This is a genomic window from uncultured Sanguibacteroides sp. (assembly GCF_900543425.1).
Lineage (GTDB): Bacteria > Bacteroidota > Bacteroidia > Bacteroidales > Marinifilaceae > Gabonibacter.
In genome coordinates this window covers 25117-37017 of record NZ_UQRQ01000004.1, presented here as the reverse complement: position 1 = coordinate 37017, position 11901 = coordinate 25117, and the positions used below count along the sequence as shown (strand labels likewise).

The window sequence follows — 11901 nt, the reverse complement described above, 5'->3', positions numbered from 1 at the left end:
CTAAAATATTAGTTCTATATTTGTTTACATAAAAAATAATATAACACTATGAGAGAATTAACAAGAGCAGAAGAACAAGTCATGCAGATTCTTTGGGATCTGAACAAAGCCTTTGTCAAAGAGATTGTAGAGAAATTTTCCAATCCCAAACCGGCTTATAATACGGTCTCTACCATCATCCGGATTTTGCAGGAGAAAGGATTTGTAGATCATGAAACTTTTGGAAAAAGTCACCGGTATTTTCCTCTTGTGGACAAAGAGACATATACCCGAAAATTTCTCAAGAATTTTGTCGGAAATTATTTTGAAAACTCTTACTCACAAATGGTTTCCTTTCTCACCCGATCGGAAAATATCGATTTGAAAGAGTTGGAAGAGATCCTACAAAAAGTAAAAGAGGCTCAACAGACCGAACAAAAAAAGTAAAATCATGATACCCTCCTTACCTTATATCATAAAATCGACAATCGTACTGATTGTTTTATTGGGATATTATCAGCTGGTATTGCAAAAACAAACTTTTTACAATACAAACCGTTTTTACCTGCTCGGAATCCTGCTTATGGCTCAACTTATTCCGTTTATTCAAATAACAATTCCATTCCACTCTTTTCTGGAGAGTCCGGGGATCACAAACAGCCCGTTCGCCTCTATTTTTTTAACGGATACCAATGTAACTGAAACTCCCGTTTCAACTCCAAATTACTGGATCTGGATCTATCTTTCGGGAGTAACCATTGTGTCTATTAAATTTATTTTAGCCACTTTACAATTAAGGCATTTAGCAAATACGAATCCATCCCGAAAAATACGAGGGATACGAATTGTTTTCCTTCCCCAATCCTATCCGAACTTTTCGTTTTTCAATTTACTCTTTGTAAATCAATCCGTGCAAGATACAGAAATCCGGCAAAAGGTCTTCGCTCACGAAAAGATACACATACAACAAATGCACAGTTTGGATTTGTTATTTATCCATCTCTTTTGCCTATTCAATTGGTTTAACCCTTTAGCATGGTTACTGAAAAAAGCCATCATCCAAAATCATGAATTCATTGCCGATCACCGGGTGATTCAAAAATACCAAACGGGAAGCTATATGCAACTTATTTTAGATCAATCACTTAAATCTCATTTTTCTTTTACGAATTATTTTGCATGTTCTAACCTAAAAAAAAGAATAATTATGATGACCAAACAACAAACAAAAAGGTACAAAATATTGAATTACGTACCTGCCACTTTACTCTGTGGAGTTCTTTTTATTACCTTCTCCTGTCAAAACAATGAATCCTCTCAGGAGCAAGATATTATAAAAACTCTATCACTAAATTCAAACAACGCTACCGCGGATACGACAGATACTTTTATCACGGTAGAAGACATGCCCACTTTCCCTGAAGGAGATATTACAAAGTGGATTAACCAAAAGATAAAATACCCTGCTGAAGCCCAGAAAAAAGGGATAGAAGGTAAGGTAATCATTCAGTTTGTAGTAGCGAAAGACGGTAGTGTCAAAGAGATAAAAGTCGTTCGGGGAGTAGACGAAATCTTAAATGCAGAAGCCGTTAGAGTTATCGAGTCCATGCCTAAATGGAAACCGGGAAAACAGAGAGGAGAGCCGGTAAAAGTCTCTTTCACCGTGCCGATTAGTTTCCAAATGAAGAAGTAAATAAACTCAAAGGAAAACAAAATTTCAGACGGACTCCTTCCTTCTTTCTTGGCTATTAAAAAAATATATCACAAAGGAAAACTCGAAAAGAATAGATTGAAATAAAGTTTTTTATACCTTTGCAATAAATAGGCAAAATAACATTAAATCACAATTTATATGAACGAGGAAGTACAATTTTATCTTGACGAAGCCAAAGAAAGAATGGAAGCTGCTCTGAATCACTTAGAAACAGAATTAAGTAAAATCAGAGCGGGAAGAGCTAACCCGAAAATCTTACAAGATGTCATGGTAGATTACTACGGAAGTCTTACCCCGTTAAATCAAGTTGCCAACATTTCCAGCCCGGACCCTCGGACAATTTCCGTACAACCGTGGGAAAAGAGTATGATCGCTCCCATTGAAAAAGCCATCATGGCAGCCAACTTAGGGTTAAATCCGGACAACAACGGAGAGATCATACGAATCAATGTTCCGTCTTTAACGGAAGAGCGTCGTCGCGATCTGGTAAAGCAAAGCAAAGGAGAAACGGAAACCGCCAAAGTCAGTATACGGAATGCACGCCGCGATGCCATCGAACAGGTAAAGAAGATGGTCAAAGACGGACTTCCGGAGGACGAAGCCAAAGATGCCGAAGCAATAGCTCAGAAACTAACCGATGAATACGGTAAAAAAGTGGACGAATATTTTGCCCGGAAAGAGAAAGATATCATGACTATCTGATTCGGCACCCCGACAGGTTTTATGCCCGAAAAGGAAATATTTATACTCAAATTAAAGGGGCCGCCCGGCATGCGGCGGGCGGCCCCTTTAATTTTATAACGATATATTTTGCCCCGATATCCAATTGTTGTGCAGATGAACGAACTCGTAAAAATCATCATACCCGTCTACAAAACAGACCTGAATCGTACAGAGATTATCTCATTAAATCAAGTGGTTAACGTATTAAAAGAGTATCCTAAAGTCATCATCAAGCCGGATAGTCTGGATATAACGGAAGTGTTAGACCTGTATCCCGACACCTTCGAAGTTGAAAGTTTCGACGATCACTATTTTGCCGGTATAGCAGGCTATAATCGCTTAATGCTTTCATGCGAATTTTACGAACGATTCCTGCAAGTAAAATACATTTTAATTTATCAATTGGATGCTTTTGTTTTCAGGGATGAACTTACCCAATGGTGTCAACGGGGTTACGACTACATCGGGGCTCCCTGGTTATGTAAATTGAAATACCGAAAGTTCCCCCTGAATCTTTTTTTAAAACTTCGGGGAGCCATCTACTCCCTTACAGGTATAAAACACAGGCAACAATGTTTTTTCAAAGTCGGAAACGGAGGTTTTTCTTTACGTAAAGTAGATACATGTTATCGCAAAACAATAGAGATGCAATCACGTATTCATACCTATCTCTCCCGTGTCGGCGAAAGCAGTCAATTTAACGAAGATGTCTTCTGGGCTTTGGAAGCGACGAAAAACAAAGATTTCTCGATACCGACCTGGCAAGAAGCAATACATTTTTCGTTTGATCTGTTCCCGAGAATCTGTTTTCAATTTGCACAAAAGGAACTCCCTTTCGGTTGCCACCGTTGGAACAAAGAGTTGAATTTTTGGAAAGATCACATCAATTTTCCCGATTAAGCAATAATCCGACACGATCCGCAATCATTTGTGGTGTTATATTCCGAATATAATCTTCCTCGTTGATCATATTGTTTTCCACCTTTAAGGCAATGCCGAAATCGACCTTGGGAATAATCGTCGAAGTAGGACTTGTAGAGAGCCCCAGAAGAGCCACAAACTTAGTATGAACAGCCGCGGCAATATGCATGGCAGAAGAATCGATAGTAACCAACACGTCCAGATTGGCTATTGTAGTAATAAATTCCCCCACGGAAGTTTTTCCGGTCAGGTCAACGACACTATCCAATTTCACCCGTTTCAAATAGGAAGCGTGAGTCATCGCATCGTTACGGTCTCCTATCAAAACAAGATTATAGCCGTTCAATAGTTTTAATAACTCAAGCGATAAGTTTTCCGGATATCTTCTAAATTTTTTATTTATACCTCCCAAGTACAAACCTATTACCCGTTTATCGTTCGGGAAATGAAACGTCTCTCCCTGTTTATAGAATAATTTTAAGGGTGGAAGATAGACATATTTATTGTTGAAATATTTATTCACGAGCATGGCATATCGATTGATATAATGCACGTTACGATTCAATGGCATCTTAAAATCCAATAAAAAACCTCTTCCTTCATTCTTGCATCCTATAACACATTTCACGAGAGCCAATTTAAATATAAAAACAGAGATAAATGTATTCGTGAATAAGATGCCCAAATCGTATTTTCCCTGATGAATCCGTTTGATAAAAGTCAGGTAATTTTTTCTTCCTTTCTCAAAACAAATAAAATCATCAATTCGGGGATCATGTTCAAATATATCTTTAATAAAAGAAAGGCCTAACAAGGTTATCCGCGAATCCGGATACTCCTGTTTTAACAAGTCTATCGCAGGAAGTGTATTTATTGAATCCCCAATAAAGTTAGGCATTCTAATAATAATATTTTTCATAAACAATTCTTTATCCCTTCTTTTTCACAAATACCCTTTTTAAAGGATATACTAATCCATACAGAAATAGTTTCACAAAGTTAATATATAAATAGGGGCAACTCCAATAATGTTTAAAAATAATGCGAAAAGTTCCTTTCGTTTCAAAACAGTACATCTCCCTATCTTTGATATAGATACGTTTAAGCCAAAGATAAAGATGCCTTTTAAAAAGTTTACGTTTCTCTTGTTTAAATACGTTGGAGGACAAAGCCCCGCTCCGGAGATACTCTTGATAAATACCCAAATAGTTCTCCACAAAAATCTTAAAAAAATTATATCCTCCTTTTTTACTGGGCGGAAGGGTTTCGTAAAGGTTTTCCCGATAGACCACGGTAGGACTCTTTTCATTCACGATTCTCAACGTCCAATCCATTTGGCTCAGCTGTAAGGATCTGCAACGTTCCTTGTCGGGCAGGGCATCAAAACGTTCTTTCCACGTACCGAAATGCCCAATCCAAGTCGACCAGAAAGAGACTTTCTCCACAAAATCATTCAGGGAATAACATATCGCCTCGTTAAACTCCGGTCTTGAAACCCGCGTATAAAAGAATAAATTCTCTCCGGACTCTTTGTGTTTTTCTATCCTTTCCAGCAAATAACCGAGTGTACCCGCTTTCAATATGGAATAATCATTCAATAACTTCACGTATTTTCCCGTTCCCAAAGACAAAACCAACTCAAAATTGGCATCGCGAATATTCTCCGGATTTCTGTGGTACACAACATTCGTGTACAAAGAGGAGTACTTTTTCACGATTTCAGGAGTGGCATCCGTAGAACAATTATCCGAAACGACTACCTCAACCCGTTCGTCAAACTCCTTATCGCGTACAATGTGAGAAAGTACCGTATCCAATATTTCACACCTGTTATAAGTAGGAATACAAAGAGATAATAATTTTTCCATCTCGATTCGTGTCTAAAAAAACAATAATAACTCCTCTATATCCGTCAATACATTCGTACAACTCCTTTTTAAATCGGTCGAAATCAAAAAAGAGGAGCAACCGAAATCCTGGGCCATCCGGATATCAGATTCATACGAGTCTCCTATCAAGGCTATCTCCCGAGGGTTTAACCGAAATCTCCCGGACACCATAGACAGCATATAGGTGTTAGGTTTACCTATCACCACATCCACCTCCCGTTCACAAGCCACCTCCATCGCACGTACAACAGCCCCGCACCCCGGATATCTTATGCCCCCGCCGACGGGATAATTCTTATCCAAATTACAAGCGATTAACTTAGCTACCGGATTCCGGTCTATCATTTCCAGAGCCTCTGCCAGCCTGCTGTAATCGATACTTACATCCAGTCCTAAAACGACAGCCTCCACTTCGTAATTTTCCCTTTCGGAGTATTCGACCACATTACACACTTTTCCCAGCTCACGTTTCAATCCGGCAGTCCCCAAACAATAAACATTCTTATATCCTTCTCTGCATACAAAATCAACGGTTACTGTCAAAGAAGAAAAAATCTCCTCTTCTTCAGCCTCATAGCCTAACCGTACTAATTTATTTTTTAACTCGATTTCGTTCTTGGAAGAATTATTGGTAAGGTATAATAAGCGATACCCTTTGTTTTTCAATTTTTTCAAAACTTCCGGAGCTCCTTCAATAGCCTTATCCCCATTATACAAAGTTCCATCCAGATCAAAAGCGAGTGTTGTTACACTTAATTCATTTTCACCTTTAATAATTCCCACCGGCTTCTTCGATTAATTTTTTATAACGAGCCTCAAGCATTACGATGCGATTAGCATCTTCTTCATATATACTTTGATAGAAGTGACGTTTATTTTTCAACCACATCAATTCAAAGCCTACGGCTTTCAATATTCCCTTATCCGACTCTTTTCCCAAGGCTTCCGGACAAGCAAAAATAACCTTACGAGTTTCATATCCATGAAGAGTTCCCTGGGGTAAACGATTAAAAAACGGTATGGATGCCGCAGATACCCCTCCGCCTATAACACACTCCATCCCGGCTTTTTCAGCCCTTTTACATAAATCATTGGCAATTTTGAAAATCTCTTCCGAGTTAATATCTTCCCGGGTCATACCCATGGATCCGGTCATATCTACCCGGCCCAATACGATACCTTTCAAATCTCCGATATTGGGTAATTCAAGCATTCTATCAAAATTCTTATACCCGTCGATCGTTTCGATATTCACCAGAAAATCCACATCATTCCACTCCTCGTCAGGGAAAACCAAGCGAGTAGCATGAAGAAACTTCTTCAAGGCATAGGGAGTCTCGATCATGGGAGCCACAATACGCTTTACCCCAATAGCACGAGCGTCATACATATCCTTAATCGCCTCTCCTCCTCCGATTTTTATCGTCAGATCCAATCCGGCTTTGGTTACTACTTCTTTTAAACGCAGAGCCTCTTCCATACGTGTCCCTTCTGCCTCAAACTCTGCCTTAATGCCAATCACATGATAATTTTCTTTTAAGTCGATCAATGTTTCGACCATCTTATGTTCAAGAGCATTCATAATTATTCATTTAATGGTTTTATAATCATATTTTCTAAAAATTCCTCCCGAGAAAGAAAAGGATACAAGTCTTCCAACGGTTTAGAAACCATACGTCCGTCCTCTCTCCTCTCGGACGAGGTTTTCGGTATAAACTTATAATCATCCAACAGATCGACAACACACACCATCGGCATATTGTCTCTCAATAATTCGGGTAATACCCGCTCCATCTCCTCATGAGAAGATATGGAAAGCGTTTTTATACCAAAAGCGGTTCCGAGTTTAACAAAATCAGGAAAACCGACCCCACTATCCCCATTGCAACCGATATATTGTCCTGCAAAAAAATTATCCTGAGTCTGTTTGATAGATATATATCCGTGGTTATCCAGTATAATTAATTTAATCGGCAATTTATAATAGGCCATCGTCGCCATCTCCTGTAAGTTCATCATCAGACTGCCGTCCCCGGCCAAGCATATGATCTGCCGCTCGGGATGAGCTACTGCTGCCCCTATTGCAGCGGGCAAATCGTATCCCATGGAGGCACAACCGGAATTCCATATGTATTGCTGTCCTTTCTTTACTTCTCCCGCCTGAAAAAGCACTACACACGCGGTACCGTTTCCGGCAACAACAGTCGATTTATCAGATAAACGACGAGTCAATTCTCTCATAAAATAGTAAGGCTGAACTCTCTCTCCGATATGCCCGTACTCTTCCAATACCGTGGGGTAACGTTTTTTCCTTACCTGGCACCAAGCCAACCAGTCCGGCCAGGAACGCCGGAGAGCATACGTCTGTAATCGGTCTATAAACCATCCGGCATCGGCACATATTCCCATATCCACCCGAACCGTCGGTTTACAAAGTTCTTCGGGATCGATATCCACAACCACATGTCTGCCCGCACGCACGTAATACTCCCAATTATAACTTACCTGACGGATATTGTTTCTGGAACCGATTGTTATGACCAAATCAGCATTTTGAAGAGCGAAATTACCGGCCCTCGAACCCAACGTTCCGATCCGACCGATGTAGTTAGGATCCTCCTCTTCCAGAATATCCATCCCGTTAAATGTCGTGAGAACGGGTATCCGGAATTTTTCCGCCAAAATCCGGAAACGTTCCGCAGCCTTAGCTATTTTTATACCGTGTCCGGCCACAAACACCGGACGCTCGGCCTTCTCCAACCACTCAAAAAAGAGAGTAAGATCCGGCTCTTCTCTTTCTACCGAAGAAGGACAATACCCTTTTTGAATCTTTTCGTCCATAATCATCCCTTGAATATCCATGGGTACATCTAACCAGACCGGACCGGGACGCCCAGAGAGAGCCTTATCCACCGCTTCATCCACGGCACTCTTCACCTCATCCAAAGAAGTTATCTGTTTGGCAAACTTCGTGAGCGGTTTTACCACTTCGATGATATCCACTTCCTGATCCCCTAATTGACGAAGTTTTAACTCAGGGTAACGGGTAATGGTTGTCTGTTGTTTCACCTGACCGGAAATATATAAAACGGGAACAGAATCCGTCCATTGTCCCATAAGCCCGGTCAACGTATTTAATCCGCCGGGACCCGTCGTCACATTAACCACGGCCAGCTTACCCGTAGAACGGGCATAAGCTTCAGCCGCAATAGCACAGGCTTGTTCATGATGATTACAGGTATATTTCAACCCTTCACAACGCCCAATAGCATCATTCAAGTGCATCGCACCACCTCCCGTAATCATAAACACGTGTTCTACCTGGTATTTTTCAACCAATCGCTTAAAGATATAATCACTTACTCTCATCATTTATCCACTAACAATAAATCTTTGTTTATATGGGCTTTATTTTCGACGTACCAACGATATAACAGCGTAACGGCTTGCTCTAAAGGCATAAATTCCAAACCGGGAATCTCTTCCAGCAATCGGGCATTAGAACCGCTATATTCCGAGCCCTTCCCCTCTCTGGCAACAACGACAGGTAAATCTTTCCCCGAAATATGTCTCACCATCAGAGCCAAATCATAAAGAGAAACCGAAGAAACCGGAGTAACATTATAAGCCTTGTACTTGGGTTCTGCTTCTATAAAATGTTCCAATACAACCATCAAATCCTCTACGAAAATATAATCGAAATTCCGGTCTTGCTTTATCGTGATCGGCAAATCAAATAATGTCTTACAAATGGCATTCGAAATAAAACGAATGGCATAATCTTCATACTTTCCAAAGATTCCAAAAATACGTAAATCGTATATATTCGAACTTTTTTCAATGCACTTCCCACAGACGTATTTGGAAAAACCATGCTCATCCGCCGGAATATATTGTCCGTACTCCTCTTCCCTCATCTTGGGACGATAATGCCTCATATCATAAATAGCACCGGAACCTAATACAATCATTTTTTCATACTCCTTCCCGTGCCGTTCCAGATTAAAAAACATCCGGGTATTGTTATAAAACAACCCTTCCCGGGAAGCCGCATTCCGGTGTCCCGGCTGACCGGCGGCATGAATTACTACATCTACCGAATGACGACGAAAATAGTCGTCCACCTCCTCTTCATGTATAAGATTCAATTCCTTACTCGAAGGTGTCAACAAACGATACCGTTCAGAAAGGAAACTCTCCTTTATATTCTTTCCGATAAAACCATTCGAACCTGTTAATAGAATCGTTTTACTCGTGTTCATGACAGAACGCTTTAATTTCCTTTATCATATAATCGAGCATAGGCTTTTTCATTCCGGGATAAACTCCTATCCATAAAGAGTTCATCATCACCAAATCCGTATTTTTCAACTCTCCGATAACCCGGAAACCCTCTCCGCTCTTACGCATCTCGTCAAAACAAGGATGTTTGATCAAATTCCCGGCAAACAACATCCGGGTTTGAATACGATGCTTTTCAAGATGGTGAACCAGATCGTTTCGGGTAAAACCGGCATCTTCTTTCACAAAAATCAAAAAACCGAACCAACTGGGATCTGAATTCCCGGTAGGTTCCGCAAAAATCAACCGATCCTCCAAGCCTCTCAACCCCTCCCTCAGGTAATTCCAATTTTGTTTCCTGGCCTCCACGATAGCCGGGATCTTTTTCAATTGCGCACATCCTATTGCAGCCTGCATATCCGTGACTTTCAGATTATAGCCGAAATGCGAATAGACGTACTTATGGTCATAGCCGAGGGGTAACTCCCCGAACTGCTGGGTAAAACGTATACCGCAGGTATTATCTTTTCCCGAATCACACCAACAATCCCTTCCCCAATCCCGGAACGAATTTACAATCCGATGCAGTAACAAATTATTGGTATACACGGCACCACCTTCTCCCATCGTGATGTGGTGAGGCGGATAAAAACTGGAAGTACCAATATCTCCTATGGTTCCCGTGTATCTCCACTCTCCGTTCATCCGGTATTGGGAACCCAAAGCATCGCAATTATCTTCGATCAGCCACAGTTGATGGCGGTCACAAAAATCTTTTACCGCTTTCAAGTCAAAAGGATTACCCAACGTATGAGCCACCATCACCGCTTTCGTTTTCGGTGAACAGGCCTGCTCGAGCAACGTCACATCTATATTATACGTGGGCAAAACGATATCCACGAAAACAGGTACAGCCCCATAAATGATAAAAGGGGTTACCGTCGTCGGAAAACCGGCTGCAACCGTTATCACCTCATCTCCCCTTTTGATCTGCCTCTCCTTTAATTTCGGAGAAGTCAAGGTCATAAAAGCCAACAAATTGGCAGAAGATCCGGAATTGGTTAAAGAGCAATATTTCACACCCAGGAATTGGGCAAATTCCCGTTCGAATTCCGAAGCGTAACGTCCGGTCGTCAACCAGAAATCCAGGGAGGCATTCACTAAATTCTCCAATTCATCCTGATCGAAATAACGTCCCCCGTAACCGATCCTGTCCCCTTCCTTAAATTCAGTCTCTTTCTCCTTAAACTCCTCTAAGTAGTATTCCCCTACGAGCTTCAAAATTTGTTCTCTTTTCGTGTTCATGATCTTTCAAAAAAAAATTTTATCTGCTTTTCCGTGTACTCCCGAATATTTTCAGGATATTCATACCAGTTTTTATACCATCCTAATGTCCACTCCAGCGCTTCGGAGGCATTCAGTCGGGGATGCCAATTCAATTCTTTATTAGCCAACGATATATCTAATTTCAACATATTCGCCTCATGCAACACCCGCGTATCCCGTCGTACGACATACTCCCCTCTTCCCCAAATCTCAACGGCTAACTTTGTCATCTCTTCCACCGTTAGGGTGTCGTGAGACCAAGGTCCGAAATTATAAGCTTTGGAGATATCCCCGTATCTCTCGGAGGCCACGGCTCCCAATAACAAATAACCGTACAACGGTTCTAAAACGTGTTGCCACGGACGAACAGCCTCCGGATTTCTTAAAACAATCTCTTTATTTTCCTGAAGAGCCCGAATAATATCCGGAATCAAACGATCTTTGGCCCAATCGCCTCCACCGATAACATTACCTGCCCGGGCAACGACCAAGGCCTTTTGATGCTCTTCGTACCTCTCGATGTTAAAAAACGAATTCCGATAAGAGTCTATTACCAACTCGGCACAAGCCTTACTCGCACTATATGGATCATACCCTCCCAATCTGTCATTCTCCCGGTATGCATAAGGCCATTCGTAATTATAATAAACCTTATCCGTGGTAATTAAAACGACCGTACACTTGTGTTGCCATTTCCTCAAGGCATCCAACAAATGAGCTGTTCCGATACTATTCACGGCAAACGTCTCTACCGGAAATTCATAAGAGAGACAAACAAGAGGTTGAGCTGCCAGATGAAAGATAAAATCAGGTTCAAACGATATGATTTCCAGGGACAAACGCTTAGCATCCATTAAATTTCCGATCACGGAAGTAGTAATCTCCTCTATCCGCAAAACATCATACAGATTAGGAGATGTTTCCGGAGCCAAAGCATACCCCTTCACCCGAGCTCCCAACATAGAAAGCATCTTGACCAACCAGGCCCCTTTAAAGCCGGTATGGCCCGTTACCAAAACCTTTTTCCCGTTATAAGGGTTTTCTTTCCAATCCATACATCAACCATTA

The 11901-nt window shown here is 41.1% G+C and carries 12 protein-coding genes; 4 read left to right on the top strand and 8 right to left on the bottom strand.

The features are described 5' to 3' along the window. Nucleotides 1-48 precede the first annotated feature (48 nt). The 4 genes from QZR76_RS03010 to QZR76_RS02995 all read left to right on the top strand — a co-directional run bounded on the left by QZR76_RS03010 (nt 49) and on the right by QZR76_RS02995 (nt 3316). The gene (locus tag QZR76_RS03010; RefSeq protein ID WP_294140276.1) at nt 49-426 is read left to right on the top strand and encodes a BlaI/MecI/CopY family transcriptional regulator; all 378 of its coding nucleotides are present in this window, start codon (nt 49-51) and stop codon (nt 424-426) included. Nucleotides 427-430: 4 nt separating this feature from the next. Continuing rightward, nucleotides 431-1672, top strand: coding sequence for a M56 family metallopeptidase (locus QZR76_RS03005; protein ID WP_294140275.1), 1242 nt, complete (start codon nt 431-433; stop codon nt 1670-1672). Between the two features lie 159 nt (nt 1673-1831). Continuing rightward, nucleotides 1832-2395, top strand: coding sequence for a ribosome recycling factor (gene frr / locus QZR76_RS03000; protein WP_294140274.1), 564 nt, complete (start codon nt 1832-1834; stop codon nt 2393-2395). A gap of 135 nt (nt 2396-2530) precedes the next feature. Next, a complete protein-coding gene (locus QZR76_RS02995; RefSeq protein ID WP_294140273.1) occupies nt 2531-3316 on the top strand; it encodes a DUF5672 family protein in 786 nt (261 codons plus the stop codon). Here the strand turns inward: QZR76_RS02995 and QZR76_RS02990 are convergent. The 8 genes from QZR76_RS02990 to rfbG are packed head-to-tail and all read right to left on the bottom strand — an operon-like array spanning nt 3300 to nt 11888. Next, nucleotides 3300-4256 carry a glycosyltransferase family 9 protein gene (locus QZR76_RS02990; RefSeq protein WP_294140272.1) on the bottom strand — a complete coding sequence of 319 codons (957 nt, stop codon included), beginning with the start codon at nt 4254-4256 and terminating at the stop codon, nt 3300-3302. The two genes, QZR76_RS02995 and QZR76_RS02990, sit on opposite strands and share 17 nt — an antisense overlap. A gap of 10 nt (nt 4257-4266) precedes the next feature. Next, complete coding sequence (locus tag QZR76_RS02985; RefSeq protein ID WP_294140269.1) at nt 4267-5205, bottom strand: glycosyltransferase family 2 protein; 939 nt, start codon at nt 5203-5205, stop codon at nt 4267-4269. Nucleotides 5206-5217: 12 nt separating this feature from the next. Beyond that, nucleotides 5218-6009 carry an HAD-IIA family hydrolase gene (locus QZR76_RS02980; RefSeq protein WP_294140268.1) on the bottom strand — a complete coding sequence of 264 codons (792 nt, stop codon included), beginning with the start codon at nt 6007-6009 and terminating at the stop codon, nt 5218-5220. Beyond that, on the bottom strand, nt 5996-6808 hold the full coding sequence (locus QZR76_RS02975) for an aldolase/citrate lyase family protein (protein ID WP_294140266.1): 813 nt from the start codon (nt 6806-6808) through the stop codon (nt 5996-5998). Before QZR76_RS02975 ends, QZR76_RS02980 begins: the two co-directional genes overlap by 14 nt. A gap of 2 nt (nt 6809-6810) precedes the next feature. Next, the gene (locus QZR76_RS02970; protein WP_294140264.1) at nt 6811-8598 is read right to left on the bottom strand and encodes a thiamine pyrophosphate-binding protein; all 1788 of its coding nucleotides are present in this window, start codon (nt 8596-8598) and stop codon (nt 6811-6813) included. Continuing rightward, nucleotides 8595-9488: an NAD(P)-dependent oxidoreductase gene (locus tag QZR76_RS02965; RefSeq protein WP_294140263.1), complete on the bottom strand. Its 894-nt coding sequence runs from the start codon at nt 9486-9488 to the stop codon at nt 8595-8597. The genes QZR76_RS02970 and QZR76_RS02965 overlap by 4 nt, the downstream gene beginning before the upstream one ends. Beyond that, entirely contained in the window at nt 9475-10812 is a 1338-nt protein-coding gene (gene rfbH / locus QZR76_RS02960) for a lipopolysaccharide biosynthesis protein RfbH (protein ID WP_294140261.1), read from the bottom strand. The genes QZR76_RS02965 and rfbH overlap by 14 nt, the downstream gene beginning before the upstream one ends. Beyond that, nucleotides 10809-11888, bottom strand: a complete 1080-nt coding sequence (gene rfbG / locus QZR76_RS02955) for a CDP-glucose 4,6-dehydratase (RefSeq protein WP_294140258.1) — start codon at nt 11886-11888, stop codon at nt 10809-10811. The genes rfbH and rfbG overlap by 4 nt, the downstream gene beginning before the upstream one ends. Nucleotides 11889-11901: the final 13 nt, after the last annotated feature.

Excerpts from the sequence above, each read along its gene's own strand:
- QZR76_RS03010 (WP_294140276.1), top strand. The coding sequence starts at position 49 with ATGAGAGAATTAACAAGAGCAGAAGAACAAGTCATGCAGATTCTTTGG.
- QZR76_RS03005 (WP_294140275.1), top strand. The coding sequence starts at position 431 with ATGATACCCTCCTTACCTTATATCATAAAATCGACAATCGTACTGATT.
- frr (WP_294140274.1), top strand. The coding sequence starts at position 1,832 with ATGAACGAGGAAGTACAATTTTATCTTGACGAAGCCAAAGAAAGAATG.
- QZR76_RS02995 (WP_294140273.1), top strand. The coding sequence starts at position 2,531 with ATGAACGAACTCGTAAAAATCATCATACCCGTCTACAAAACAGACCTG.
- QZR76_RS02990 (WP_294140272.1), bottom strand. The coding sequence starts at position 4,256 with ATGAAAAATATTATTATTAGAATGCCTAACTTTATTGGGGATTCAATA.
- QZR76_RS02985 (WP_294140269.1), bottom strand. The coding sequence starts at position 5,205 with ATGGAAAAATTATTATCTCTTTGTATTCCTACTTATAACAGGTGTGAA.
- QZR76_RS02975 (WP_294140266.1), bottom strand. The coding sequence starts at position 6,808 with ATGAATGCTCTTGAACATAAGATGGTCGAAACATTGATCGACTTAAAA.
- QZR76_RS02970 (WP_294140264.1), bottom strand. The coding sequence starts at position 8,598 with ATGATGAGAGTAAGTGATTATATCTTTAAGCGATTGGTTGAAAAATAC.
- QZR76_RS02965 (WP_294140263.1), bottom strand. The coding sequence starts at position 9,488 with ATGAACACGAGTAAAACGATTCTATTAACAGGTTCGAATGGTTTTATC.
- rfbH (WP_294140261.1), bottom strand. The coding sequence starts at position 10,812 with ATGAACACGAAAAGAGAACAAATTTTGAAGCTCGTAGGGGAATACTAC.
- rfbG (WP_294140258.1), bottom strand. The coding sequence starts at position 11,888 with ATGGATTGGAAAGAAAACCCTTATAACGGGAAAAAGGTTTTGGTAACG.